Here is a 26381-nt window from a genome sequence, read left to right as displayed (position 1 = left end):
GGCCGATCCTGCCGTGGGGGGGGGGGGGGGGGGGGGGCCCGGGGGGGCCCCCCCCCCCCCCGCCCCCCGGGGGGGGGGGGGGCCGGGGGGGGGGGCCCCCCCCGGGGGGGGGCCCCCCCCCGACCGTCACGCGACGGGGATGGCCTGGAGGGAACTCACACCGATGGTGGTGACGTTCTCCGTTGGGCCTGGTGTCACGGCGGTGCGGATACCACCGTCGACCCGCCACACCTGGGGGGAGGCGCCCGATCGTACGAGGGTGCCGTCCTGCGGCTTGCTGAGGAGGCCGACGGTCCACCTGGTGGGGACGCCGATGCTCGGTACGGTGCCGTAGCCGGCTTGACGGAGTTCGTCCTGGTTGGGGAACCACATGGCCGCGCCCCCAGCCACGACGGCCACGCCGCCGGTTTCGTTTCGGATGAGGGTGCCGTTCTGTGGCATGCCTGGCAGGGCGGTCAACCATCCGATCGGCACGGCGGTACTGAAAGGCGTCGTGCCGTACCCCGCATTGGCGAGTTCGTCCTGGTTGGCGAACCAGACCGCCGCGCCGCCGGCGATTACGGCGACGCCGCCGGTTTCGTTGTTCCGGATGAGGGTGCCGTTCTGTGGCATGCCTGGCAGGGCGGTCAACCATCCGATCGGCACGGCGGTACTGAAAGGCGTCGTGCCGTACCCCGCGTTGGCGAGTTCGTCCTGGTTGGCGAACCAGACCGCCGCGCCGCCGGCGATTACGGCAACGCCACCAGTCTCGTTGTTCCGGATGAGGGTGCCGTTCTGTGGCATGCCCGGCAGGGCGGTGGCCCACCCGGTAGGCACCGCGATACTGGGAGTTGTGCCGTACCCGGCGTTACGGAGTTCCTCGGGGCTGGCGAACCAGACCGCCGCGCCGCCGGCGATTACGGCGACGCCACCGGTTTCGTTCTTCCGGATGAGGGTGCCGTTCTGTGGCATGCCCGGCAGGGCGGTGGCCCACCCGATCGGCACCGCGATACTGGGAGTTGTGCCGTACCCGGCGTCACGGAGTTCCTCGGGGCTGGCGAACCAGACCGCCGCGCCGCCGGCGATTACGGCGACGCCACCGGTTTCGTTCTTCCGGATCAGCGTGCCGTTCTGCGGCACGCTGGGGAGGGAGGCGGCCCAGCTGGTGGAGACCGGAACAACCGGCGTGGTGGCGTAACCCGTTGCGGCGAGTTCCTGCGGGCTGGCGAACCAGATGGCCGCGCCACCGGCGAGGACCGCGACGCCACCGGTCTCGTTCCGGATAAGGGATCCGTTGCGCAGCGTGCCGCTCGACCAGATCGGTGCCAGGTCGCTGTTGCGGTAGAGGACCAGGTTGCCGTCGTCGTGCAACCGCAGCGTCGACGGGCCGTTGCCGAACGTACCGGTGCTCCAGACGGCGGCGCCGTCGGCAGCGTAGAGCACCACGTTGCCGTCCGGCTGGTTGGCCAGGCGTGCCCCGTTGACGGTGCCGGTAGCCCAGATCGGGATGCTGTCGACGTACAGCACGAGATTGCCGTCTGACTGGAGTAGGAGGGAGAAGTGGTCGTTCGGGGAGGTCAGGAAGCGTGACCTCGAGCAGTTCCAGCACTCACCACTCGGCATGGAGGACTGTGCCTCTGAGGTCCTCTGCCGGACCCAGTAGCCGATGTCGTCCAGGCGAGTCTCGGTCGCGCCCTGCCGCGTTTCGGTTTCACCGAGACACCCGTTCTGCCACGACAGATGGTTCAGGGCGACGAGTTCGACGCGTCCCGCGACCTCCCGTAGGGCGGGGCCGCCGGCGTCGCCCTTGCACGGGCTGCTCTGGCCCGGCGCCTGTCCCTGGATGTCCAACGTGCCGACACCGACACCGACGCCGGTCACCGCGAACGCCGCGACGTGCGCACGGTTCGGCAACCACTCGGTGGCGGTGCGACCGTAGCCCGCGACCTGAAGGACATCACCGACGGCGGGAGCAGTGGAACCAATCGCCACCGGTGCGATGTCGGTGATCGGGGCAGACAATCTCGCCAGCACCAGGTTCCGGTCCGGGTGTGGCACGAGTTCCGTCACCGTCAGCACATGCCCCGTGCTACTCGTAAGGTCCGTACGCCCGACGGTCGCCGTGGTCGGCCGCGCTGGCGGGCCCACGGTGACTGACTCGCCGTCCACCGCGAAACAGCTACTCGCGGTAGCCACCCACTGCGGCGAAATCAACGCGCCGGTGCAGCCACGACCGGAGGGCCCCCCACCGCCGACGTCAATCTTGGCGAGGTACGGATACACGCCGTCAGGGACGGCGCCACCTCCCCCGACCGCACCGGCCGGTACGGCAGCCAGCAAGCTTGCAAGGGTCACCACCGTGAACGCGGCCAACCACTTGCCGGCATGTTTCCGTGCCTGAAACATTCAGTGAGCTCCTATGTCCACAGACTTGCCTCGTGAGCGTGACACCACAGGGAGACCACGCCAGAACACGACCAAACGCCGTGCGGGCACCCGGGTTTCCGGGCACAAGTAGCGATTCGGGCAAGGTCGCGCGGTGACGCTTACCAGTGCATCTGATCGCAGAGTGTAAATCATGATGATCGTTTACGGTGGCCCGACCCGGCGAACGGGGCAGGACCCACCGGCCGACATCATGGCCGCCGTGCCGGAGGCGCAGCGGGACTCAGCGGAGGCCGCCACGCTGCTGGCCGCAGCGAGCGCGAGCGGTGCGTCCACCGAGACCACACCCGGACGCCCGGCACCCCGAGTACGGCGGCCACCAGTTCGTCGGCGATGTTGAACGGTTCGTACACGAGGAGGTCCGGTCGCAGCCACCGGGCGTACGCGGCGAGGTCGTCGAGCGTCGCGTCGGCGAAACGTACGACTCCCCGGTCGGCGGTCACCTCGGGAACGGCGCCGTGGCTCGGGTCGAGCGCGATGCCGGCAGCCGTGGCGGCCTCGTATGCCGCACGTTCGAGCACGCGGGACACCCGACCGCCGAGCACCTCGGCGAAGCGCAGTGGGGAACCGCACGGCATGGCGGGCAGGCCCGCGCTGGTGACCGAGGCGGTCTACTCGGGCTGGCGGTCGACGTGGACCTCGTGGCCGGCGGCATGCAGGGCCCAGCCGGGCGGAGCGAGGGCAGGAAGTGCGAGCGGCCACCCCCAGGTCGCGATCAGGACCCGCACCACGGCATCGGCTCAGCCGTACGTGGACCGCCGGTCGTCGTCACGCCCCGGCTCTGATCCGGAGCGTCGTACAGCCCTGCTCGGTGTCGACGGAGACCGGCAGGTGTGGTTCGACCGTGGTACGCAGATATCCGAGGTCGCCGACGAACGGCAGCGGCAGCATCGTCACCGGGTCGATGTCGAGGTCGGTGCAGACGAAGTCGACGGTGCCGCCGCCGATCCGCAGTGCCTCGAACAGAAAGGAACCGAGGTCCTCGGGGGTGAGAAACCGCCACAGGTCGACGGTGACGACCCGGCCGAAGTGCCCGTCGGGAAACGGGGTGCGCAGCCCGGCGAGGTGCAGGTTGCGCTCGCTCGCCGGAGCGTCATGGTCGAACGTGGCCGCGTCCGGTCCGAGCTGGAGTTTGGTGGCGCCGAAGCCGATGACGAGGCTGTCGGTGTTCTCCAGACCGGCGACGATCGCGGCCGGAAGTCGGTCGACGCGGGCGAGCCCGTTGGCGCGGGCCGCGCGCAAGGTGTCCTCGAACCACACGATCCGGCGTACGGCGGTGGTCCAGAGACCCGGTACGCCGAAGAACTCGATGTCGTAGCGAGGGTGTTTGCGGGCGATGACCTGGTAGTTCTCGGCGAGTTGGGCCATCAGCAGGGGCCAGACGCGGAAGTGCGGCAGGTCGTAGGAGACGGCGTCGTCGGCGAGGTCGAACAGGCGCGGGTCGCGGCCGTGGTGGTGGAAGATCCGGTAGAACAGCTCGTTGTCCTCGCCACCCCAGGTGGTGAGCTGCTCGTCGAAGCCGCCGACGGCGGTCAGCGAGGCACGGTCCACGGAGGCGTTGTTGGTGTGGCTGTAGACCCAGGGTGCTCGGTGGAAGTCACGGCGGTGGTGCGGCACGGCGAAGAGAGCGTCGCGTACGTCCTCCCGGTAGTCGCCGAGCATCTCGGGACTGGGCAGTGTGCCGGCGCGCAAGGCGGCGATGGCGGCCCAGTCGACGACGATCGCCCGGCCGAGCAGGACACCGGGTGCGTGGCCCCGGTCGTGGTGGAACTGCCAGTGCCGCAGCAGCAGGTCCGGGTGCGCGCTCTGGTCCGCGTCGAGGAACACCACGACGTCGCCACGGGCGGCGTCGAGGGCACGGTTGCGGGCGACCGACCGGCCCTTGTTGTCCTGGCGCAGGTACGTCAGGGTGAGTGCCTCGTCGAACTGCTCGGTCACGCTCCGCAGCGGCGGGTCGGAGCCGTCGTCGACGACGATCACCTCGAACCGGTCCCTCGGCAGCGTCTGGCGGGTGAGGGCGTCCAGGGTGAGGTGCAGCAGGTGTCCGTTGTCGAGCACCGGGATGACGACGCTGAGAGCGGGTGTGGTCATCGGGCCGGCACCGCCGTGGTGGCCGCGACGAAGGTACGGGCGGCGTCGTGTAGCCGCCGGTTGGCGTCGGGGTCGCCGACGGTGACCCGCACACCGGCGCCGGGATACGCGCGGACGAGGATGCCGTTGGCGGTGCAGTGCTCGGCGAAGGGCTCCGCTTCGGGCCCGAGGGGCAGCCACAGGAAGTTCGCCTGGCTCGGCGCGACGGGCAGGCCGGCGGCGGCGAGGTCGGCGCCGAGCGCGTCGCGGTAGCCGGCGAGTTCCCGGCAGCGGATCCGGGTCAGTTCCTCGGCCTCCGGGTCGAGCGCGGCGAGGGCCGCGGCCTGGGCGAGGCTGTTGGGGAAGAAGACGGCGCCCAGCATCCTGGCCGGGCCGGCGATGCGGGCCGGAACGACGGCGTAGCCGATCCGCAGCGCGGCGAGCCCGTACGCCTTGGAGAAGGTGCGTAGGACGCAGACGTTGTCGCGGTCGCGGGCCAGTTCGACGCCCTCGGGCAGGTCCGGGTCCGTCGCGAACTCCCGGTACGCCTCGTCGACGACGACGGTCACCTCGGCCGGAACCCGGTCCAGGAACCGGGTCAGGGCGACGCGGTCCAGTGCCGCGCCGGTGGGGTTGTTCGGCGTGCAGACCAGCACCACCCGGGTCTGCGGGGTGATGGCCGCCGCCATCGCGTCCAGGTCGTGCGCGAACCCGTGCAGCGGTACGGGCACCGGTCGCGCCCCGGCGTTCGCGATGAGCAGCGGGTACGCCTCGAAGGAGAGCGCGGCATGTACGACCTCACCGCCGGCGGCACCAGCCGCCTGCAGCAGGTGCTGGCACAGCCCGGCGGATCCGGGGCCGACGAGCACCCGCGCGGCCGGTACAGCGAGGCGTTCCGCGAGGGCACCGACGAGCGTCGCGGCGGTGTTGCTCGGGTAGCGGTTGAGCCGGGCGGCCTCGTCCGCGACGAGCGCTCGCAGCCGGTCCGGTGGCGGGAACGGCGTCTCGTTCATCGACAGGTCGAGTACGGGCGGGTGGGTCGGGTCGGTCATCGGGTTCCGCCGTTCGTCGGACGACATGCGGGCTCCTTCTTCAGTGCGGTTCGGACGGGCGGCGGATCGGTGGTGCGGCCACGACGGTGGCGCGGGCACCCGGTGCGGCGTCGGTGGGCGTGCGGGTCGGGCCGAACTCGTAGGCGGCCCGCAGGTTGCGCTGTGCCCACCAGGTGATCGTGAGCATCGGCACGGCCACCGCGAGCGCGACGAGCGGGCCGAGGCCGAGCGCGACGACGGTGGCGGCGAACCACACCCGTTCCAACACGAGCACCTCGTGGGCGTGCAGGGCCGCGCCCATCGACATGACAGTCACGTCGAGGGCGACGATTCGCAGGGCGAGGACCCCGAGGGTCGCGGCGACGGCGAGACCGGCGAGGAAGACGACGCGGGCGACAGCGTCGCGGACGAACCAGCCGCCGGCGCCCGCGGCGACGACTGCCAGGGCGAAGAGGCCGGCGGCGGCGCCGACCGCCACCCGGTTGCCGTGCCGCACGGGCAGTGTGTGGTAGCCGCCGGCCCGGTCGCCGGCGATGTCCCGCAGGGTGCCGACGAGGTTGGAGGAGCTGTCGTGCGCCCAGAACGCGGCCACGAACAGCAGCACCCACCAGTGCATCGGTGGGCCGGCGACGGCGACGCCGTAGGCGAGCGTCAGCGCGCCGAGTGCACCGCGGACGAGGTTGCCGGCCAGACCCCGGGCCTTGAGTCCCCGCCCGTAGGCGACGATGGCCGCGGCTGCGGCGACGGCGACGAGCAGGGTCCATACGCCGCTGACCGTTGCCAGCGCGGCCACCACGAGCAGACAGGCGACGCCGCTGCGCAGTGCGGTCGCGGGCCGTAGTCGCCCGGACGGGATGGGCCGGTGCGGTTTGCTCACCGCGTCGAGCCGCCGGTCGAAGTAGTCGCTGAGGTAGTGTCCGCCGATCCAGCCGATCGTCGGCGTGCCCCAGGCGACGACGAGGCGCCAGACCGGGTGGGCGCCGTCGGTGAGTCCGGCGCCGGCCAGCCCGACCAGTCCGATGTACCAGAGGGTGTAGGGCCGCCAGGTCTGCGCGTGGGCGCGGACGGCGCCGAGTAGGGCGGTCGTCACGGTCGCAGGGCCCCGGTCCGACCCGCGATCGCCGTGGCCCTCGCGACGTCGGTGACCTCGTCGTGCACCGGCACGACGAGCGGCCGAACGAATTGTTCGACTCGCAGCAATGTGTATCGGAGAATGGACGACAAACGCATGCCGGAATATCCCCTGCCGGCTTTGAATTTGTGGTCCGGCGGGCGCCGAGTATGACGCTCGGCCAGGTGTAGCTGACGGTACGGAAATGCTGTCCCGGCCAGTACGGTCATGTGCGGCATTCCTTGCTCACGTGCTGAACGGCCCTGTTTTTCGTCGTTTCGACCGGCCAGCGATGTGCACCACGCTACCCGCTCCGACATCGACCGTAAAGAGTCGATCGTGGTGCGACGCCCTGCCTCATCTGGTGTGGTTGACGGGTTTTCCGGTATCAGGATCGGCCTGAAATGCCCCTTGCTCGCATGTGCCACCACTGTGGACATCGCGCCAATTCCGCCCCTTTTGGGGCACGTGTGCCAATTGGTTCCTGTCATTGCGGACCGAGATGTGCTCCGTACTTATTTCGAAACCGTGTCACGGTGATGGCGGGTTGACGCAACCGAACAGTGGCGTCAATATCGTCTGAATGCCGGTGCCGTCATTGCCGTCTGGTCATTTTCCATCGAATGCCGGCACACCTCGCATGACGACAGGCTGGAGCACCGTGTCCGATCCTTTTCAACCGCTGTCGACCGCGCAGTCCGGCATCTGGTTCGCCCAGCAGCTCGATCCGGAGAACCCGGCCTTCAACATCGGCGGCTATCTGGAGATTCACGGCCCGGTCGACCTCCCAGCCCTCGCCGAGGCGGCCCACCGGGCCCTGGCCGAGACCGAGGCGGCCCGGCTGCGGTTCGGCGAGGACGGTGGCGAGCCGATGCAGCGGATCACGGCCGAACCGCCGCGACCGATCACCGTTCTGGACCTCGTCGACGAGCAGGACCCGGCCGCCGCCGCGCAGCGGTGGATGCGTGCCGACCTCGCCCGGCCGGTCGACGTGTTCGGCGACGATCTGGTGGCCAGCGCCCTGCTCAGCGTCTCGTCCCGCCTGCACCTCTATTACCTGCGCTTCCACCATGTGGTGCTGGACGCCTACGCGTTCGCGTTGGTCGCACAGCGCCTCGCCGAGCTCTATGCGGCGCGGACCGACGGGCTGCCGCTGCCACCGGCGACAATCGGGTCGCTGCCCCGGGTCTGGCAGGACGAGCAGGTGTACCGCGCCTCGGCCCGGTTCGCCGACGACCGTACGTTCTGGTTGGAGCGCTTCGCCGACCGCCCCGAGGTGCTCAGCCTCTCCAGCCGGTCGGGCCGTCCGGCCCGCGCCGCGCACCACGTCCTGCGGCGCCGCGTCGACCTGTCCACCGTCGACGTCGAGCGACTGCGTGCCGCGATTCCCCGCAGCGCCTGGGCCGACACCATCGTGGCGACGACCGCCGTGTACGTACACCGGATGACCGGCGCCACCGATGTCGTGCTCGGATTCCCGGTCACCGGCCGGTGGGGTCGGCTGGCGAAGACGACGCCCGGGATGATGATGACGGTGCTGCCGCTGCGCCTGGAGGTACGACCGGAGATGTCCTTCGCCGACGTACTGTCGGCGGCCTCCCGTGAGGTGCGGCAGGTGCTGCGGCACCAGCGCTACCGCCTTGAGGAGCTGCGCGCCGACCTCGGCCTGCGCGGCGAGGGTCACCGGCTGTTCGGCCCGTCGGTCAACGTGATGCCGTTCGGCTACCAGGCACCGGTCGCCGGGCACGTCACCGTCTCGCACGTGCTGGAGTCCGGGCCGATCGAGGACATCTCCTTCGACGTCTACGGCGACGCGCACGGTGACGAGCGCCGTGGGCGGGTCCGGATCGACGTGGCCGCCAACCCGACGCTCTACACAGAGCAGGACGTCACCGCCCACCTCGATCGTTTCGTACGACTGCTGCTTGATCTGGCCGAGCGGCCCCGGACCACGGTCGACGCCGTCGACCTGCTCGACGAGCGGGAGCGGCAGACGGTCCTGCGTCGGTGGCAGGGCGCCGTCCACCATCTCCCCGACCTCTCCCTCGTCACGCTCTTGGAACGGCAGGCGGCCGTCACCCCGGACGCGGTGGCCCTCGTCGGCGCGGCGACCACGCTCGGCAGGCCGTACACCGCACCTGCCGATCCGGACGCCGCACCCGTCGATCCGGACACCGTCCCGGCGGCGGGGAACGACACGCTCACCTACCGGCAGTTGCACACCCGTGCGAACCGGCTCGCCCACGAGCTGATCCGCCGTGGTGTCGGACCGGGCGACCTCGTCGTGGTGGCGCTGCCGCGCGGCACCGCACAGGTGGTGGCGCTGCTGGCGGTACTCAAGGCCGGTGGGGCCTACCTGCCGCTGGACGGCTCGTACCCGCCCGACCGGGTGGAGTTCGTGCTGCAGGACGCCAAGCCCGCCGCGTTGCTGGCCGACCGGCGATCACTGACCGGCCTGCCGAACGCCGGACCCCGCCCGCTGGTGCTGGACGACCCGGCCACCGCCGACGCCGTGCGGCGGCAGCGCGCCGACGATCCGACCGACACCGACCGCCGCCGTACGCTGCGCGCCGACGATCCGGTCTACGTGCTCTACACCTCGGGCTCCACCGGCCGCCCCAAAGGCGTGGTGGTGGAGCACCGGGCACTGGTCAACCACCTGCTGTGGACCCAGGACCGCTTCGCCTTCGGTGCCGCCGACCGCGTACTGGTCAAGACACCGGCGACGTTCGACGTGTCGGTGTGGGAGTACTTCTCGCCGCTGCTGGCCGGGGCGACCGCGGTGCTCGCCCGGCCCGACGGGCACCGCGACCCCCGGTACCTGGCCGAGCTCGTACGGACCGAGCGGGTCACCGCCACCGGATTCGTGCCGTCGATGCTGCGCGAGTTCCTGGACGAGCCGACCGCCGCCTCCTGTGACTCGTTGCGTCTGACCCTGTGCATCGGCGAGATCCTGCCGGTCGACCTCGCCGCCCGCTACGCCGCCGTGCTCGGCCCGGGACTGCACAACCTGTACGGGCCGGTGGAGGCGACCGTCGCCGTGACCGACCATGACTGCGCCGAGTCGTTCGACCCGGCGTACGGCGTACCGATCGGCCGCCCGGTGTGGAGCACCCGCTGCTACGTACTCGATCCGGACGGCCGTCCGGTGCCGGTGGGGGTGCAGGGCGAGCTGTACCTGGCGGGCGCGCAGGTGGCACGCGGCTACCTGCACCGGCCGGCCTTGACCGCCGAGCGGTTCCTACCTGACCCGTTCGGCCCGCCGGGCAGCCGGATGTACCGCACCGGCGACCGGGTACGGCACCTCGCCGACGGCACCCTCGCCTTCGTCGGACGCGGCGACAGCCAGCTCAAGGTGCGCGGTCACCGGATCGAGCCCGGCGAGATCGAGGCGTGCCTGACGGCGCATCCGGGGGTGTCGCAGGCTGCGGTGGTCGCGCACACGGCCGGTACGGAGCCACGCCTGGCCGGATACGTCGTGCCGGCCCCGGCGGGTCCCGCACCCGGCCCCGAGGCACTGCGGACCCACCTGGCGGCCCGGCTCCCGGCACCCATGGTCCCGGCGACGATCCAGATCCTGGCCGAGCTGCCGTCGACCTCCAACGGCAAGCTGGACCGGGCCGCACTGCCCGTGCCAGCCCCGGCCGCGACGGCGACCGGACGGGCACCGCGCACCGATCGGGAGGTGGTGCTCTGCGGGCTGTTCGCCGAGGCGCTCGACCTGCCACTGGTGGGGGTCGACGACGACTTCTTCGACCTCGGCGGGCACTCGTTGCGCGCGGCGCGGCTCGCCAACCGGTTGCGTACGGTGGTCGGGGTGGAGCTCGACCTGCGGGCGGTCTTCGAGCACCCCACGGTCGCCGGGCTGGCCGCCCACCTCGACGCGACCGCAGTCGCGCCGACGGCACCCGACACGGCGGATGGCAGACCGACCGCGCTCGACGGCGTCCTGCCGCTGCGTACCGAGGGAGTGGGCGTGCCGCTGTTCTGCCTGCCACCGGTCACCGGACTGAGCTGGTGCTACTCGGTGCTGCTGCGGCACATCGACCCGGGCCACCCGGTGTACGGACTCCAGTCGCCCGGCCTGGCCCCCGACGACACCGTGGTGCCGGACCGGCAGCCGACCCTGCCGGAGATGGCCGTGGGGTTCGCCGACGACATCGACTCCGTGTACCCGGACGGACCGTGCCACCTGCTCGGCTGGTCGCTGGGCGGGTTGCTCGCCTGGGCGACCGCCGTCGAGCTGCGTCGCCGGGGGCGCGACGTACCGTTGCTCGCCCTGCTGGACGCCTATCCGAGTGACCCGGTGTTGCACAGCGTCGAGCACCGGCGGGTGCTGCTCGACGTGGTGCTCTCCGACTTCGGCTACGACCCGGCCATCCTCGACGGGCAGTCGCTGGAGGAGCCCGACGTGGTCGAGGTGATCCAGCGGCACCCCGGCGCGCTGGCCGACTGGGGCCCGCGCCGCATCGCTGGGCTGCTGCGGGTGGCGTTGCACAACATGCGGGCCGCCCGGTCGTACCGGCCCGAGTCGTTCGACGGTGACCTGCTGTTCTTCACCGCCATGCAGAGCCGGCCGATCAACCTGCAGACGGTCGACGAGTGGCGCCCGTTTGTCCGGGGCCGGATCAGCGAGTTGCAGTTGGACTGCCGGCACGAGCACATGATGCGACCCGAGGCCGTGGCCCGGATCGGTCCGCTGCTCGCCGCCCACCGCCGCGCACTGCCGGTCCCCACGCGCCGCTGAGGTGCGGGTAGGGCAACGACGCCGCCGGGACGGGCCGGGCCTTCAGGAGCCGCGCTCACCGTCCCCGACCGCGGCCGGCTCGGTGCTGCGGGCCGTGGCGGCGTACTCCATGACGGTCAGCCCGGCGCGGCCGTGCAGCACCGTGGTCAGGTCGAGTCCGGCGGCGGCACCGATGGCGCGGAAGTCCACCAGCCCCCGTTCGCGTCCCCCGACAACAGCGAGCATCTGTAGGTCGAACGGGGACCGGTGCGGGACGTACGGCTCGGTGGGAAGCACCTCGACCACCAGCACCCGGCCGTCGGCCCCGGCCGCGTCGGCGCACCGGCGCAGGATCGCGACGGCGTCCCGGTCGTTCCAGTCGGTGAGGGCTCGGGAGACGACGTAGACGTCGCCGCCGCCCGGCAGTGGGCTGAAGAAGTCCCCGGCGACGGTGGCGACGCGCTCGGCCAGGCCCTCGGCGGCGTAGCGCCGCGCGGCGGCCTCGGCGGCGATCGGCCGGTCGACGAACGTGCCACGCAGGTGCGGGTGCCGGCGCAGCAACTCGGCCAGCAGCGCCCCGCTGCCGCCGCCAACGTCGAACACGTGCTCCGCGCCGGACCAGTCGTAGATCTCGGCGACCTGGGGCGCGGTCACGTGCTGCTGGCTCATCATGAGCGCGTCGAAGTAGGACCGCAGGGCGGGTTCGGCGTCCAGGTCGGCCCAGAACGTGCGGCCGTGAACCTGTTCGTAGCCGGCGGTGCCGGTCCGCACCGCGTGCAGCAGCCCACGGTAGGCGAGGTCCATCCGGGCGCCGAGACCGTCGAGGTCGAGCCAGTCCCGCTGTCCTGCGGGACCCCGCTCGCAGAGCAGGCGGCCGAGCGCGGTCAGCGTGAACACGTCCGGCTCCGGCTCGGACACCACGCCACGGTGCGCCAGGTAGCGCAGCAGCCGACCCAGCGCGTCGGCGTCCGCGCCGCACGCCGAGGCGAGCGGCGCGAGGGCGGTGACGCCGGAGTCGATGCGGTCGGGCACGCGCAGGGTCGCGAGGACCCGCACGGCGTACGGCGTGCACAGATCGGCCAGCGTGCCGAGCCGGCGATCGGCGTCGTGGTCCGTCACCGCTGCCTCGGTCACCGTCCACCTGTACCCCTGGGGATCGGTGGTGGTGAAGGCGCGGCGTCCGTCGCGGTCGGGTGCGGGGGCCGAGGTCGCGGCCCCACCCACCGTGAGCATCCGCTGGTACGCCGTGTCCAACGCCTCCACCGTGACGAGCAACGGCACCCGCTCCGGCGCTGGTACGCCGTCTCCGGTCGTGGAGCGGCGCAGCAGCAGCGGGGTTCCGTCGAGGTCGAGCTCGGCCTCGACGACCTGCCCGTCGGTGTCGTGGCGGCTCACCGGGATCGCACCGAGGGCCTGGTGTAGCCAGTCGATGGCGTTCTCGACGTCGTCGTACTGCAGGCACACAGTGATGGCCACGGGCAGCGACCTCCTCGGAAGAGCCAGCGGTGTCAGTGGATCTACCTGTTCGATGCTGTCAGCGTCGCCGCGCTGTCGTCAACATCGCTGCCACCATTGACGGTTCTCGTTCGGCACCTTGGTGTGCCGGTGTGGTTCTGCGATACTCCGGTGACGGCGCGCCACGGCGGATCCGCTGTGCCGGTGCCGTGGACCGGAGGCGAGAATGTCCTTTGCTGCCACCATGTTCGAGGTCAAAAAGGTCTCCGGCGCGCTCGGCGCGGAGATCCACAATGTGGACCTGGAGCACCTGACGGACGCGGGCTACGCCGAGTTGCACCGACTGCTGCTGGAGCACCTGGTCATCTTCGTCAAGGGGCAGGGGCACATGTCGCCCGCAGCGCACGTCGCGTTCGGACGGCGGCTCGGCGAGCCGGAGCTGCACCCGTACCTGCCACGGCTGGACGGCCACCCGGAGGTCGTCGTCATCGACTCCGAGCAGGGCGGCAAGGTCGACGTCTGGCACACCGACATGACATTCCACGAGCGTCCGCCGCTCGCCTCGATCCTGCAGATCGTCGACTGCCCCAGCTCCGGCGGCGACACCATGTGGACGAACCAGTACCTGGTCTACGAGCAGTTGTCGGCGCCGATGCGCGAGCTGCTGGACGGGCTCACCGCGATCCACGTGATCCGGATCGGCAACGAGTTCACCAGCCGTGCCGAGCACCCGGTGGTCCGGGTGCACCCGGAGACCGGCCGGCGCTCCCTGTACGTCAACCGGCTCTTCACCTCGCACATCCCGCAGCTGAGCCGCAGCGAGAGCGACGCGCTGCTGGACTTCCTGTTCAGCTTCGCGGAGCAGCCGCAGTTCATGTGCCGGTTCCGGTGGAGCGCCGGGGACGTGGCGGTGTGGGACAACCGGGTGACCCAGCACTACGCGGTCAACGACTACACCGAGCCACGGCGGGGTCAGCGGGTCACGGTGCTGGCCGACGCACCGACGGGCAACCCGCCACGGTGGCCGCACTACGAGGCGGAGCCGGGTCAGCGGTACTGGCCGGCGCGGGTCAACGCCGTCGAGAACTACTGAGCGGCGCCGCCGGTCGTGACACTGGTGCTGATGGTGGTGCACGGCACCGACGGTGACGTGCTGCCCTTCGTCGCGGTCGGGAGGCGGCTGCTCGCCCGTGGCCACGACGTGACGATCCTGACCCACGCCTACTACCGGGACGTGGTGCGCGCGGCCGGGCTGCGGTTCGTCGCGGTGGACACGCTCGCGCAGTACGAGGCGCATCTCGCCGACGCCGCCGTGCAGCAGCACTCGCAGGACATCACCGACTTCCGCGAGCACTTCGACCGTACCGGCCTGGCCGACCAGCTCCGTTTCGAGTGCGCGGAGCTGGTCCGCCGACACCGCCCCGGTAGCACCGTGCTCGTCGGCGCGCCCCTGACGGCGCAGTCCGTCCTCATCGCCGGGGAGGCCACCGGCGCGCCGGTGGTGTGCCTGGCACAGTCACCGTTCCAGCTCATGAAGCTCCCCGGCGTCGCGTGGCTGTACGAGCAGGTGCTCGCCGACCGGGTCGACGCCGTCCGTGCCGTGCACGACCTCGGCCCGGTACGCGACTGGACGGCGTGGATGTGGTCGGCCGACGCGTACGTCGGTCTGTGGCCGGAGTGGTTCGACAACGCGGGTGATCCGGCACCGCCCGGCACGCTGCTGACCGGCTTCGTGTTCGGCGACGACGACCAGCCCGTCCGGTTGCCGGCACAGGTCGAGGCGCTGCTGCGGGCGGACACCCCACCGCTGCTGGTGACCGGCGGCACCGGCCGGCTGTTGCAGCCCGACTTCTACCGGTCCGCGACGCGGGCGCTGGCGCGGTTGCGGCACCCCGCGCTGCTCGTGGTTCGCCACCGGGACCTGGTGCCCGACGTGCTGCCGCCCGGCACGCACTGGTTTCCCCACCTGCCGTTCCAGGCGCTGGTGTCCCGGGTCGCCGCCGTGGTCCACCACGGCGGGATCGGCACGGTCGCGCGGGCGCTCGCCGCCCGTACCCCCCAGGTGTTGCTGGCCGACGGGATGGACCGGCCGGACAACGCCGCTCGGCTTGCGGCGTCGGGCCTGGGACGGGCACTGGCGCACGGACGGTGGACGGCTGCGGCGGTGGCGGCGGAGGTCCGCGCGGTCCTGGAACACCCACCGGCACCGCCACCCGGGGAGGGTGACGGCGCGGTTCGTGCGGCCGAGGCGGTGGAGACGGTTCTGACCGGCTCGCTCACCAGGTGACGGGAAACTCCGCGATGCCGCAGTTGATGCGCTCCGGGCGCCACGGGATCTCGTCGATCGGGACCGCCGGTGCCAGGGTCGGGAATCGGCGGAGCAGCGTGCCGATGGCGATTTCCAGTTCGAGGCGGCCGAGGGCGGCGCCGAGGCAGAAATGCGGCCCATGGCCGAACGTGAGATGTGGGTTGACGCCACGAGTGATGTCGAACTCGTCCGCCCGTTCGAACGCGCCAGCGTCCCGGTTGGCGGCCCACGGCACGGCCATCACCGGATCGTGGGCACCGATGTCGACCCCGCCGAGCGTCACGTCGTGCACCGCGGTCTGCACCAGGAACATCGGGCTCACCGAGGTGTAGCGCAAAATCTCGTCGACCGCCGAGCCGAGCAGTGCCGGGTCGGCGCGAAGCCGCTCCAACTGTTCCGGATGCTGGAACAGCGCACGCATCCCGGCGCTGATCGAGTTGATCTCACGACCGCCGATGAGCACCGCCACGGCCAGGCCGATGATCTCCTCGTCGCTGAGCTCGTCGCCGTCCTGCGCGGCCAGCCAGGCGGAAAGCAGGTCGTCGCCGGGTTCGGTCCGCTTCCGGTCGAGCTGCTCACCCAGGTACGCGCGCAGATCCGCGACTGAACGGGCCGCGTCGGGAGAGCCGTAGGCGGTGATGGAGTTGATGTCGGCGACCCAGGTGTCGAACCGGGCCACGTCGCTGCTCGGCACCCCGAGTACCTCGTAGACGACCAGCGCCGGCAGTGGCGCCACGAGTCCACTGATCAGGTCGGCTGGCGGGCCGGCGGCCTGCATCGCGTCGATGAGCTCGTCGGCGATCTGTTGCACCCGTGGCCGGTAGGTCTCGATCCGCCGGGCGGTGAAGGCGCGGGCGGCGAGGCGGCGCAGCGACGTGTGCGCCTGTCCGTTCATACCCAGTTCGCGCACCTTCGGCTGGACCGGGCAGCGGCCGGCCGCCTGGGCGGGCCCGGCTGGCTCCTCGGCCTTGCCCGCGTGACGGGTGAAGGCGGCGTCGGCCAGGACCGTGCAGACCTCGTCGTAGCCGAGGACCAGCCACGTGGCCCGACCGTCCGGGAGCCGGACCCGGCTCACCGGCTGGCCCGTCACCATCTGCAACAGCTCCGCGGGCAGTTCGCCGCGAAAGACCTCGAAGGGGTACGGCCGAAGTGTGTCGTCTGCGGTCAATGGGTCACCCACCTTGGTGGCATGTGCCCGGTGGTGCACCCGACACGGTCACAGCATACGGCAGTGATCGTCAGGGGTGGATGATTCACGGTGCCGCTTCTCGATCCCCGCCACCTCGTGCATCCGCGCGAGCCGGGCTACTGCGGCGTCCAGAATCGGCGCCGTGCACGCGCGGCGACTCGAAGATGCCTGGGGCCGCTGGCGTGCCACGCCGTACCCGGGGGCAAATCCACTGTCCGTCGGCATAGCCGGTGCCGTCGCGCAGAGCGAGGACCACCTGGACGACGTTGGTGAGGAGGAGCAGTACGTCAACCGGGTGGGTCGAGGGTTTCGTACTCGGCAGAATCCGTTCTTCGTGCGCGACCGTGTATGTCCTTGTTCGCGGCCTTGCTGCCACCTCAGGTCGGGTACCGAATCATGCGATGTCACAGGGGTGGATCTCCTTGCACGCCCTCACTGGTCGGAGCTTCAGCAGCTCGGGCCGCCTCTCCCAAGGATGGCACAGAGGGAAGCGCCGCGGTCGCAACGTCAAGGCAGGCGCCCTATCCCTGTGGCCCCCACCCTCAGGTACCACGAGCCGGTTCAGCCGGCGCCGGCTCGACCTCCATCCGGTAGGCACGTCGGAGCGACGACAGGGTGGTCCCGATCTCCGCTTCGTCGCGGGCACGGAAGAAAACGACACCCGTCGTCGACGACGAGTTGAGGTCCGACGAGATCACATCACCGACGTTCATGTTCATCCGCACGTCGATCAGTCCGGGGCACGCCGTGCGGATCTCCGCCTCGGTGGACAGCTCGACAATCCGGCCTGGGCGGATCGGAAGGTTGACGTTGACGACAAGGCCTTCGGTCGAGACGACGTCGAGCACCGGTTCGTTCCCGAGAGCCGCAGACCAGTAGCCCTCCCACAGATCGACTCCGTGTTGGTGATGTATGGCTTCGACGATTCCACCACCCGGGGGTCGACAAGCCGCCTCACCGACTCGGAAGCCGTCCTGGGATCGGAACAGCTCGACATGGGTGACTCCGTCGCGGAGCCCCAGCGCTTTCACAGCCCTCGTGGTGAGCGCCAGCGCCTCATCGTGGTCGGGGTGATTGCGGGGAATGATCCACGATCCGTTGAAGTCGTCGATCCGGCCCAGCAGTGGATCGAAGTAGATCGACACGGTGGCGAACAGCATCTCGCCCTCGCGGACCACGGCGTCGACGTGGAACTCCCGGTGCATCGCAACGTATTCCTCCACGACTACCGGCATCCCGTCGGCGCGCAGGCGCTCTCCGACCGGACCGGTCGCCCAGGCCCTTGCTGCCTCCGGCCCGTCGATCCGGGCCACGTCCATGCAGAGGGCGCCGACGGTCGGTTTGACGATGACCGGCCAGCCGAGGCTGTCCCCTGCCTCGCGAACGCCGGTCGGATCGAAGACCCGCGTGAAGCGAGCGGTCTTCAGGCCGGCTTCGGCGAGGCGTCGCTTCATGAGGAACTTGTCGGAGAAAGCAAGCCCGACATCGAATGATTCCCCGGAGACCCCGAGCGCGGACCGCAGGAAGCCGGCGGTCGCCACGCCGAACTCCACCGGCGAGAGGATGCGGTCCACAGGACATAACGCTGACACCTGACGGACGGCCCTGAGCACCTGGGTCGTGTCGCGGATGCTCTCGACCTCGATGACACCGACGGTGGGAAGACCTGGCCGGACCCCACCGCGAGGAAACCGGTGCGGGTGACCGGCCTCCGCGACGATGGTCACGTGGTCGACGGAAGGTGTGTCCAAGAGGCCGAGCGGAAAGGCGCGGCGCAAGGATGTGAGGACGACGGCATGGGTGGTCATCAGCGACCATCTCCAGTCGACACCGAGGCTTGGACCGCGTCGATCTCCGAGCGTAGCGCTGCGGCCTCCCTCGCGGGGAGCTCGGCCAGGATCGACCCGGCACGTTCCTTGATCGCCACCTCCGACGTCGTGGTTCCGGGTGCCACCACCCACAGGGCACGCACCCGTGCGCCGCGTCGGCACTTGGCCTCGTAGCTTCGGGTGCCGAGGTGCAGGGACTCGATGCCGTTCTCCTGGGCGAACCGGACAGGCCCGTGCATGAGGAGAACCGCATACTCCGCGGCGTCGCGCAGCGCCGCGTAGTCCAGGCCGACCAGACGAACCGTCAGTTCCTGGTGCCATCGGTAGGCGAGCGAGTATCCGGTCATGCGTGAGCCATCGAAGACGGCGTGCGCCACGGCCTCCTCGCTCAGGAGACGCGCCTGTCGGTAGAGGGACGCCTCCAGGCGCTCCACCGGATGCTCGTTGCCGTACTTGCGCTCGACTTGCTGTAGTAGAGGCGCTCCGCACGCGGCGATCTCGTCGATCGACACCTGCCGCACCTCGAGGCCGCTCTCGACGAAACGCCGCCATTCGCGGTGCCAGTTCGTTCGCCGCTGCTTTTTGGTCAGGCTCGATCCGAAGGGCGCATCCGACGGGATCTGCTGCACGATGCAGTCGGCGTCGACAAGGTGGACACCAGGCGTCTCTCCGGTGAGCGAACGCGCAGCCGCCACGACGTGCGGCACGTCCTCCGAGGGTAGGTACGGCCACCACCAAGCGCCGTTCACTTCGGGGAACGCTTCGAGGGCCGCGCCTATGAGCCCGGCCAGCACTGCGGGTGACCGACGACTGCCGACCACCGGGGAGCAGAACCCCCGGCGTCCTCCCAGGAGTAGCCGCGCACGATCGTCCTCGCTGTTGAGGACGGTCTCGAAGCGATAGTCCGGATGGCCGTCCTCCGGAGCGAGGTGGGCGACCGCCCCGGCGCCGTCCTCCACCACGTAGACGGCGCGGCCCAGTCCGTCAGAATCGACGAACCGCAGCCAGTTCGGCGACGAGTAGAAGCTTCCTGGGCTAGGCCAGTCGGATGGGACAGTGCTACTGATCATTCTTGTCAATTCCTGGTCGAAGATCTGTACATTCACATTTCTACGTCACGTCCGGTGCCAGCTCTTTCCGTGTCAGGCACCAGAGATGGCGACAGCACTGCAGGTCAACTCCATGTTTCCGGAAAGTTCCGGTTACGTCTGCGGCAGGAGCCGATCGTGGGACTTCGCCACCGTCCGCCTGTCCGCGAACTCCACAAAGTCCTTGCGGCTGGAGAGGCGCAGGTAAATGTTCAGGCGCCGCAGCTCACCGAAGGTAAGTCCAAGGCCTCGCTGGTACCTATGTCCCGAATAGACCCGCGTCGTATCGGCAATCTCCTGACTCAGTCGTCGCACACTGTCGTAGAGATCCGACGTAGAGCCGCCCTCAAAGTGGGTGAAGCCGACACCTTCCGGGAACAGGGTGTCGCCGGCGAAGAGGTTGTCGCCGACAAGGAAGCAGCACGAGCCGACCGTGTGGCCAGGTGTCTGCATCACACTCACCTCGATGGAGCCTGCCGCCAACGCCTCGCCGTCGTTGCAGTGCACCAGCCCTGGCACGTCGAAGTCGTAATACGTGGCCTCGTCACGCGACATGTACACAGGCGCCGGTATGAGACCGACGAGCTCGGCAACTCCATTGACGTGGTCCGTGTGCCCGTGCGTGAGCAGGACTGCCTGCAGGCTCCAGCCCTCACGTCGAATTCTTCGCGCGATGCCCTTGCTGTCCCACGCAGGATCCACGACCACGGCATGACCGGTGTCGACGTCCCCGATGACGTACTGATAGTTCGGAAAGTGTGTTGGACCGGCAGCGTCGATCAAGATTGTGTACATTGCCCGACCGCCACTGTTTCCTCGGAGTCCGCACGCGAGCTCGTCGTCCTCGTCAATGCCTGCCAGGTCGGATGCCGGAACGTCGAAGACCGCGGCTCGCTCGCAGCAACAGGCACGTACTTCGAAGCATCCAGCCGGAGGAGTCCCTCCAGGTAGGCCTCGGCCTCGAGCATGGCCAGCCGGTCCCCTGGGCAGCGATGCGCTCCCGCCCCGAAGACGTAACTCTGAGAGCTACGGCGAGCGTCCGTCTCATCGACGGCCGATAGCAAGCTTGCCTCGGCCAGATCGACGTCGACGAGCGCCCCTCGCGGGATCTGGCCGATCTTGTCGAAGTAGACCTCCCTGGAGGCATGCCGCGTAGTCACCCCCAGCGGGGCGTCCCTCGTCAGTAGGCGCATGACGACGTTCCTGGAACCAGCGTGCCGCACGTCGTCCATCACGGCGGCAGCATCGTTCCACCAGGCCACGGTGATGACCTTCAGAGCAACCACGGTCGTCTCCGCGCCTGCGATCAGGAACAGTGCCAGTTCCGCAGACCGAGCCGCGTCTGGCAGGTCGGAGAACAACGGCACAGTCACTTCTCGGGCTACTCGCCGGATGTATTCCCTGGACTGCGCCAGACGCTCTTTCGGCTCGGAAAAGCCTCCGAGGGTCCGAATGACCGGCTCGAGACTCGCATAGTGCTCGATGGGATCGACGCCGCGGAGTCCCAGGAGGTCCAGAACGATTCGGTTCGGTATGTAGACGCAGCCTTGCAACAGGTCGCTGCTCGCCTGCGCGTGCGCGATGCCGTCAGCTACCGCGGAGTTGACCATCTCCTTGGCCGTGGCACTGTCCGCCCACTGCTTTCCGAATCCGGCCCACCACTCACGCTTTCTGTTGCGGTGCTCGCTCCCTTCGAGATCCAGCGTGGACGCACCCAGAATCCGCCGCGAGACCCGGAACGGATGGTCCGCCCGGAAGTCCTTCCCGCGAAGAAGCCGATCGACATCTACGGGGTCGCCAAGCCTTACGCGCTCCATGGACTCGTCCCTTCATGTTCCGATCATCACCCACCGACGGACCGTGAATGCATACGCAGAGTTGCGCTCCTGGCGACGAGCCGATCGTATCCAAGACCGAAGCATGCGCTATAGAGGGGTTTTCCGTCCTCCGAGCGCAGGTTGGAGCTTCGCGCGAAGGCCTGGAGGTGCAGATTGACCGAGGCGACGGCGAGCCCGTCGACGACGAACTCGGACTTGAGATTTTCGGACTCCTGAAATTTCAGGTGAAGATCCTTAGGATCGAAGAACGGGTCGCTGGCCTTCTCCACGACCACCTCCACACCGAACTCTTCCGCGAGCGAACGAGGTATGTCGTGCACAAGGCTCCCGATCCACTCGTGGACCAGGTCCAGATCCGTCGACAGAAAGATGAACTCGCGCATGAGGAACGAAGCCTGACGTTCCCCGTTCCGGTATGTCTTCTCGTTCCGGAAGCACAGGTTCTTGTGCGTGAACACGGACGCACCCTGAAGTTGGCGGTCTCTCAGATGGTCGAACACCGCATAACAGGTGGTCGGTGCCAGCAGGAACTCGGAGTCCCCACCCATCGCGCTCGACACGACCAGTGCATGCTGGGGAAAGCTGCGCACATAGTGCGTCGCCATGGCAGAACTCATGGGGAGCAGCGTGGAGAGCTTGAGCTCCTCGGCACCCGAAAACGGTTGTAGTCGAGAAAGCATTCGGTCGACCCGCGCCTCGGCATCGCCCGCGACGAGTGCCGGGCCGGCCGCACTCACGCGGCCTCCGGGGTGCGCGACCCGTAGACGTCCCCGATCGTCCGGGCGGTGCGGATGCTGTCGAGCAGCAGGTCTTCCAGTGGCACGTGCCTGCCGGTCTCATCCTCCAAGAAGACGAGCAGTGCCATGACTGACAGGCTGTCGATGATGCCGGTCTGAATCAGGTCCGTGTCCGGATCGATCTCTGCGCCTGCCTGAGCCTCTGCCCAAGGATTGAGCCCACGCAGGAACTTCAGCACCTTCTCTAGGAACTCGTCATCACTCGCAGTCATGCTGGTGTACACCCTTCAGATGTGTGTCTGCCAACCGTGCGGTTGGTCTCGCCATGCCCCAGCCGCAGGCTGGGCCCTCAGATGAGCTCACCGACGGTGACCGCGCGATAGAGCATCGAACGCTCCTGCTTTACCAATTCCTGCGACAGCTCCGAACAGATCTTCAGATTGTCGCCGAACACCGGTGTCAGCCGATCTTCCCCGTACATGCTCCGGTGCAGGACGATCGCTCCGTCGGCGGACGCGGCCTTCCGAGCATTTCCCACGAAGGTGCCGTGGCGCGCGGGGCTTCCCCAGTCGAAGATGTTGGACAGATAAAAGGCATCAATATCCGTGACCTCGGTGAGGCATTGATCGATCGTGCTGTTCACCAACTGCATTTTGTGGATATTTCGGCGTGCTCTGCTGTATCCGTCGTGAGAAAGATACGCGGGTGTGCCGTCTGTGCGGTCGTAGAGGTAGCGGCCCGCCAGCAACTGGTGAAGGAAGTAGTTGTCCGCGACCGGTCGGTCCACGATTGCTTCTTCTATCTGCGAGGCGTAGAAATCGCCAAATTTGGACTCAGTGCTTCGCGCAGACCACAGGGGCGGGTAGAAGTACGATTGTGTCCATCTGCTGAACAGAACACGCACTGCGGTGTCCCAGCGGTCGTTATCCAGGTATTCCGAAAAGAATGCGCGCTGTTCGTCCAAGGTTGAACATGCGAAGAGGAGGGCGACTGCGTTCGCGTCGAGGACTATCTGCGTCAGGTTTTCCCCTACCATGCTGTAGAAGCGATCTGTAACCCCGCAACGGTTGATTCCAGACTCGATCCTTGCCCGATGGCCACGCCAGTACGCGCGCGCCTCGTCGGGCAGGGACCCTTCCAGCTCACGGTACGTACCCAGGCGGTTCGTCGCGGGTCGCTCGCCGACGAACGCGAGATACTCCTCGAGATCGAGGGTGACCAGTGCGACCTTCTTCAGGTGTATGAGCGCGCACTGGGCCGGATTCGCGTCCACGACAACGAGGCTCTCCAGGTCGTCGTCCAGCAGTGAGAACGCCGTGCAGCCCCCAGAGCCTATGGTTAGGATCCGTCGTGCCTGATAGCGGGCCTGCAGTTGACGTTCGATGCGCGAGTCTTCACGAATCTGCGCAAAGTAGATCTCGCTCATTGGCCCCTCATCGACGGTAGCTGTTCAAAGTCCGCTCTGACCAGCGTGGTTGTTCGGTGTGTGCGGGGCGCCTCAGCGTGTGACCGCGCCGGTGTCGTACGGTTCGCAGGTGCGGACGGTGATTACGTTCCCGGGCGTGTTCGGGATCGTGGCCACGCACCGGCTGACGTAGGTCATGGGCTCGTTGTTCGGGCTTGAGGTCTCCACCGGGACCGTGGTCGACGTCCTTCGGCGCGCTCATGAGGGCCTGGTGGGGTTCGAGAAGGACCTGGTCTGCAAGCTCCAAGCCTCGCTGGTGGTGCATGCCGACGAAACCGGGGTGCGCGTGGGCGGGCGGCTGATGTGGCTGCACGTGGCCTGCACCACGAAGCTGACCTGATGCGGCGTCCATGCCAAGCGGGGCCGGGCGGCGATGGACGACCTGCGCGTCCTGCCCGGGGTCACCGGGATCCTGGTGACCGACGTGCTGGGCTCCTACACGATTTACGGCGCGGTCCTGCGCGAGCTGATCGGGATGATCGAGCACTCCGGAGAGCTGGAACAGATCTGAGTCGTGGCCGTGAAACAGATCCTGCTCGACGCGAAGCCCACCACCGACCAGACGAGCACCGCTCGCCTCGACCACATCGACGAGGCCGTCCTTGCCGACCTCCGGGATCGGTGCAGGCACGCCGTGGCCGGCGGGCTGACCGTCAACGCCTCCGGCGCCAACCGCGTCGCGCGAGCCTTGGCCCGCAGGCTGCGCGACCGGCAGGCCGACTACGAGGCCCACTGGACCAACCTCGCCATCTCGTTCGACAACAACCGCTCCGAGACCGACCTGCGCATGGTCAAGGCCCTGCAGGAGATCTCGGGCGGCTGGCGCACCATGCACGGCGCCGACCGCTTCGCCCGCATCAACGAATACCCCTTATCGCTAGGCCAGCATCAGTGCTTGGCCAGCAAACTCAAACCGATAGATGCCCGGTGTGTGCCCTTTGGCGTCAGAACTCTCGCACAGTGAAGTGATCTTAACAAGAGTCGGATGGATGCATGTATCCAAAGTGGACTCGGGTGCAGGGCGGCGGCGATGTCGCCGGTCCGGCGTGGGCGGGTGGTGTGGGCTAACGCTATCCAGCATCCGACGAGGATGGCAGCCGTGTTCGCTCTGCCAGCGCATCCCGTGTAGCAGCCGGTTGTAGGCGCGGCTGCCGGGTGAGAGCCGGCTGCCGTCGGCAGGCTGCCTGACCGGGGTCTTGATGCCGTGACCTGCGTTTTCGTAGCCGGAGTCGGCCAGGGCGGGTAGCAGGGCGTTCGTAAGGTAGCAAAGTGGCCGGATTGCCGACTGTGGGGTAGTCACGCCGATTCCGGCGGATCTTTAGGAAAATGCGGCTCCTGGTGATCATTCAGGTGTCTCGACTGGGTGATCGAGAAAGGCCGCGCTCGTGGAAGCATCATCGTTGATCGGCGGGCTGTCCGCACGCCTGGGTGGCGTGTCGCCGCTGTCGGAGCGGGGCCCGCCGGGGTTGCTGCAGGCCCTTGCCGAGGTTCCGGACCCGCGCGACGCCCGCAGTCGGATCCATCCGCTACCGGGGCTGCTCGCGATGGCGATCGCGGCGGTGCTCTCGGGATCCAGCCGGGTGGAGATCGTCGAGTGGGCTGCGGATCTGCCGGACGTGGTGTGGGAGCGTCTCGGTGCGGCCCGGGACGCCTCGACCGGGGCCCGGCGGGTGACTGATGACGGCACCCTGGGCCGGGTGCTGGTGCCGGCATCGACGCCGACGCGTTGGATTCCGCGGTGTGTCGCTGGCTGCTCGGCCGGGCTGGTCTGGCCGGGCGGGGCCGGTGGGTGATCGCCGTTGACGGCAAGACGCTGCACGGCAGCGGCCCCGCCGGGTCTCAGGTGCACCTGCTGGCCGCGTTGGGCTAGTGTGCTGAGTCTTTGATTCGTTTGCAGTACGTCGCGAGGCTGTAGAGGACCTCGTCGGCGGTCTTGGTCCAGACGTACAGGGGTGGTTGCTCGTTCCCTGCGGCCAGCCAGGCCCGGATGTCCTTCTCGAGTGCGGCGACGCTGCGGTGGACCCCCTCGGCGGATGAGTGTCGGTTATCTCGGCGATGAACCGTTCGACGAGGTTGAGCCAACTCGCGCTGGTCGGGGTGAAGCGCAGGTGGAAGCGGGGGTTGCGTAGCAGCCACCGTTTCACCGCAGGGGTCTTGTGCGTGGAGTTGTTGTCCAACATCAGATGTACGTCCAAATCAGCGGGCACCGACCCGTCGATTTTTCGCAGGAACTTCAGGAACTCCTGCTGCCTGTGCCTACGGTGTGCACCGACCCGATCACCGTCCCTGCGGCCAGGTCCAACGCCGCGAATAGACTCGTCACACCCGTCTGTAGGTAGTCATGACTACGACGTTCCGGCGCACGGGGTGCATCGGTAAGACCGGCTGCGACCTGTCGAGGGCCTGGATCTGCGACTTCTCGTCGACACACAACACCAATGCCTGTTCCGGCGGATCGAGATACAACCCGACCACGTCACGGACCTTGTCGACGAACAACGGATCCGTCGACAGCTTGAACGACTCCGCCCGCCATGGCTGCAACCCGAACGTCCGCCAGATCGGCGACACCGTCGACTGCGACAACCCCGTCGCCGCCGCCATCGACCGACTCGACCAATGCGTGGCATTACGCGGCGTCGACTCCAACGTATCCACGATCACCCGCTCCGCGTCCGCGTCACTGACCAGGCGTGGACGACCCGGTCGCGGCTCGTCATACAAACCATCAAACCGATGGACGACGAACCGCGACCGCCACGTGCCGACCATCGGCAACGACGCACCGAGTAGCCGTGACACCTCACTGATCGACAGACCCTTGGACGCAGGCCAGGATGATCCGCGCCCGCGTCGCGAGGGCCTGCGCCGCCGAATGCCTACCCGCCAGCGCCTCCAACGCGTCTCGCTCGGTGCCCGTCAACTCCAGCAAGGCCAACTTCGGCCCTCGAGCATCAGCCATACCAGAACCCACACGAAGCTATGGACTCAGGACACTAGTAGTGCTTTGTCATGATCTGAGTGGGTAGTTGGGTTTTGTTGTGGGGAACCGTGTTTTGCAGGTGGGGCAGACGCCGGCGAGGCGGACG

Annotated in this window: 20 protein-coding genes and 2 pseudogenes; 7 read left to right on the top strand and 15 right to left on the bottom strand. The window is 68.7% G+C overall.

The genetic code is table 11. The annotated features are described in order from the left end of the window. Window positions 1-126 precede the first annotated feature (126 nt). The 5 genes and pseudogenes from ACIBF5_RS32065 to ACIBF5_RS32045 all read right to left on the bottom strand — a co-directional run bounded on the left by ACIBF5_RS32065 (window position 127) and on the right by ACIBF5_RS32045 (window position 6636). Complete coding sequence (locus ACIBF5_RS32065; protein ID WP_396816640.1) at window positions 127-2385, bottom strand: trypsin-like serine protease; 2259 nt, start codon at window positions 2383-2385, stop codon at window positions 127-129. A gap of 230 nt (window positions 2386-2615) precedes the next feature. Next, window positions 2616-3020: pseudogene (locus tag ACIBF5_RS32060) on the bottom strand (hypothetical protein); the annotation flags it as partial. A 172-nt stretch (window positions 3021-3192) separates the two neighbouring features. Then, the gene (locus ACIBF5_RS32055) at window positions 3193-4515 is read right to left on the bottom strand and encodes a glycosyltransferase (RefSeq protein WP_396816639.1); all 1323 of its coding nucleotides are present in this window, start codon (window positions 4513-4515) and stop codon (window positions 3193-3195) included. After that, complete coding sequence (locus ACIBF5_RS32050; protein ID WP_396816638.1) at window positions 4512-5573, bottom strand: aminotransferase class I/II-fold pyridoxal phosphate-dependent enzyme; 1062 nt, start codon at window positions 5571-5573, stop codon at window positions 4512-4514. Before ACIBF5_RS32050 ends, ACIBF5_RS32055 begins: the two co-directional genes overlap by 4 nt. A gap of 13 nt (window positions 5574-5586) precedes the next feature. Continuing rightward, complete coding sequence (locus ACIBF5_RS32045) at window positions 5587-6636, bottom strand: UbiA family prenyltransferase (RefSeq protein ID WP_396816637.1); 1050 nt, start codon at window positions 6634-6636, stop codon at window positions 5587-5589. Window positions 6637-7318: 682 nt separating this feature from the next. On the opposite strand from ACIBF5_RS32045, the gene ACIBF5_RS32040 reads away from it, so the two are divergent. Further along, a complete protein-coding gene (locus tag ACIBF5_RS32040) occupies window positions 7319-11404 on the top strand; it encodes an amino acid adenylation domain-containing protein (protein ID WP_396816636.1) in 4086 nt (1361 codons plus the stop codon). A gap of 42 nt (window positions 11405-11446) precedes the next feature. On the opposite strand, the gene ACIBF5_RS32035 is transcribed toward ACIBF5_RS32040, so the two are convergent. After that, a complete protein-coding gene (locus ACIBF5_RS32035; protein WP_396816635.1) occupies window positions 11447-12859 on the bottom strand; it encodes a methyltransferase in 1413 nt (470 codons plus the stop codon). 223 nt (window positions 12860-13082) lie between these two features. Here ACIBF5_RS32035 and ACIBF5_RS32030 point away from each other — a divergent pair, with 223 nt between their 5' ends. Both ACIBF5_RS32030 and ACIBF5_RS32025 read left to right on the top strand, forming a co-directional pair. Continuing rightward, entirely contained in the window at window positions 13083-13931 is an 849-nt protein-coding gene (locus ACIBF5_RS32030; RefSeq protein WP_396816634.1) for a TauD/TfdA dioxygenase family protein, read from the top strand. 15 nt (window positions 13932-13946) lie between these two features. Continuing rightward, a complete protein-coding gene (locus ACIBF5_RS32025) occupies window positions 13947-15125 on the top strand; it encodes a glycosyltransferase (RefSeq protein ID WP_396816633.1) in 1179 nt (392 codons plus the stop codon). Here ACIBF5_RS32025 and ACIBF5_RS32020 read toward each other — a convergent pair. The 8 genes from ACIBF5_RS32020 to ACIBF5_RS31985 all read right to left on the bottom strand — a co-directional run bounded on the left by ACIBF5_RS32020 (window position 15115) and on the right by ACIBF5_RS31985 (window position 23253). Continuing rightward, on the bottom strand, window positions 15115-16314 hold the full coding sequence (locus ACIBF5_RS32020; protein WP_396816632.1) for a cytochrome P450: 1200 nt from the start codon (window positions 16312-16314) through the stop codon (window positions 15115-15117). The genes ACIBF5_RS32025 and ACIBF5_RS32020 overlap by 11 nt on opposite strands. A gap of 563 nt (window positions 16315-16877) precedes the next feature. Beyond that, the gene (locus tag ACIBF5_RS32015; protein ID WP_396816631.1) at window positions 16878-18143 is read right to left on the bottom strand and encodes an ATP-grasp domain-containing protein; all 1266 of its coding nucleotides are present in this window, start codon (window positions 18141-18143) and stop codon (window positions 16878-16880) included. After that, window positions 18143-19270, bottom strand: coding sequence for a hypothetical protein (locus ACIBF5_RS32010; RefSeq protein WP_396816630.1), 1128 nt, complete (start codon window positions 19268-19270; stop codon window positions 18143-18145). Before ACIBF5_RS32010 ends, ACIBF5_RS32015 begins: the two co-directional genes overlap by 1 nt. Before the next feature lie 96 nt (window positions 19271-19366). After that, complete coding sequence (locus ACIBF5_RS32005) at window positions 19367-20035, bottom strand: MBL fold metallo-hydrolase (RefSeq protein WP_396816629.1); 669 nt, start codon at window positions 20033-20035, stop codon at window positions 19367-19369. Further along, window positions 20032-21069: a hypothetical protein gene (locus tag ACIBF5_RS32000; RefSeq protein ID WP_396816628.1), complete on the bottom strand. Its 1038-nt coding sequence runs from the start codon at window positions 21067-21069 to the stop codon at window positions 20032-20034. The genes ACIBF5_RS32005 and ACIBF5_RS32000 overlap by 4 nt, the downstream gene beginning before the upstream one ends. Before the next feature lie 26 nt (window positions 21070-21095). Beyond that, the gene (locus ACIBF5_RS31995) at window positions 21096-21827 is read right to left on the bottom strand and encodes a hypothetical protein (RefSeq protein WP_396816627.1); all 732 of its coding nucleotides are present in this window, start codon (window positions 21825-21827) and stop codon (window positions 21096-21098) included. Continuing rightward, on the bottom strand, window positions 21824-22099 hold the full coding sequence (locus ACIBF5_RS31990) for an acyl carrier protein (RefSeq protein ID WP_396816626.1): 276 nt from the start codon (window positions 22097-22099) through the stop codon (window positions 21824-21826). Before ACIBF5_RS31990 ends, ACIBF5_RS31995 begins: the two co-directional genes overlap by 4 nt. A 77-nt stretch (window positions 22100-22176) precedes the next feature. Then, window positions 22177-23253: a DUF3419 family protein gene (locus ACIBF5_RS31985; protein WP_396816625.1), complete on the bottom strand. Its 1077-nt coding sequence runs from the start codon at window positions 23251-23253 to the stop codon at window positions 22177-22179. Window positions 23254-23428: 175 nt separating this feature from the next. Between ACIBF5_RS31985 and ACIBF5_RS31980 the strand changes: the two genes are divergently transcribed. The 4 genes from ACIBF5_RS31980 to ACIBF5_RS31965 all read left to right on the top strand — a co-directional run bounded on the left by ACIBF5_RS31980 (window position 23429) and on the right by ACIBF5_RS31965 (window position 25085). Then, window positions 23429-23632, top strand: a complete 204-nt coding sequence (locus ACIBF5_RS31980) for a transposase (RefSeq protein WP_396816624.1) — start codon at window positions 23429-23431, stop codon at window positions 23630-23632. A gap of 33 nt (window positions 23633-23665) precedes the next feature. Continuing rightward, window positions 23666-23803, top strand: a complete 138-nt coding sequence (locus ACIBF5_RS31975) for a hypothetical protein (RefSeq protein WP_396816623.1) — start codon at window positions 23666-23668, stop codon at window positions 23801-23803. A 9-nt stretch (window positions 23804-23812) separates the two neighbouring features. Continuing rightward, window positions 23813-24256, top strand: a complete 444-nt coding sequence (locus tag ACIBF5_RS31970; protein ID WP_396816622.1) for a hypothetical protein — start codon at window positions 23813-23815, stop codon at window positions 24254-24256. 421 nt (window positions 24257-24677) lie between these two features. After that, a complete protein-coding gene (locus ACIBF5_RS31965; RefSeq protein ID WP_396816621.1) occupies window positions 24678-25085 on the top strand; it encodes a transposase family protein in 408 nt (135 codons plus the stop codon). 73 nt (window positions 25086-25158) lie between these two features. Here the strand turns inward: ACIBF5_RS31965 and ACIBF5_RS31960 are convergent. Further along, window positions 25159-26254, bottom strand: a pseudogene (locus ACIBF5_RS31960) (IS630 family transposase). Window positions 26255-26381 lie beyond the last annotated feature (127 nt).

The sequence above is a fragment of the Micromonospora sp. NPDC050417 genome, from assembly GCF_044458865.1.
Taxonomy (GTDB): domain Bacteria; phylum Actinomycetota; class Actinomycetes; order Mycobacteriales; family Micromonosporaceae; genus Micromonospora_G.
This window is presented reverse-complemented; position numbering and strand designations above follow the sequence as displayed.

Coding starts and splice junctions, on each gene's coding strand:
- ACIBF5_RS32065 (WP_396816640.1), bottom strand. CDS start 2,385: ATGTTTCAGGCACGGAAACATGCCGGCAAGTGGTTGGCCGCGTTCACG.
- ACIBF5_RS32055 (WP_396816639.1), bottom strand. CDS start 4,515: ATGACCACACCCGCTCTCAGCGTCGTCATCCCGGTGCTCGACAACGGA.
- ACIBF5_RS32050 (WP_396816638.1), bottom strand. CDS start 5,573: ATGTCGTCCGACGAACGGCGGAACCCGATGACCGACCCGACCCACCCG.
- ACIBF5_RS32030 (WP_396816634.1), top strand. CDS start 13,083: ATGTTCGAGGTCAAAAAGGTCTCCGGCGCGCTCGGCGCGGAGATCCAC.
- ACIBF5_RS32015 (WP_396816631.1), bottom strand. CDS start 18,143: ATGACCACCCATGCCGTCGTCCTCACATCCTTGCGCCGCGCCTTTCCG.
- ACIBF5_RS32000 (WP_396816628.1), bottom strand. CDS start 21,069: ATGGAGCGCGTAAGGCTTGGCGACCCCGTAGATGTCGATCGGCTTCTT.
- ACIBF5_RS31990 (WP_396816626.1), bottom strand. CDS start 22,099: ATGACTGCGAGTGATGACGAGTTCCTAGAGAAGGTGCTGAAGTTCCTG.
- ACIBF5_RS31985 (WP_396816625.1), bottom strand. CDS start 23,253: ATGAGCGAGATCTACTTTGCGCAGATTCGTGAAGACTCGCGCATCGAA.
- ACIBF5_RS31980 (WP_396816624.1), top strand. CDS start 23,429: ATGGGCTCGTTGTTCGGGCTTGAGGTCTCCACCGGGACCGTGGTCGAC.
- ACIBF5_RS31975 (WP_396816623.1), top strand. CDS start 23,666: ATGGACGACCTGCGCGTCCTGCCCGGGGTCACCGGGATCCTGGTGACC.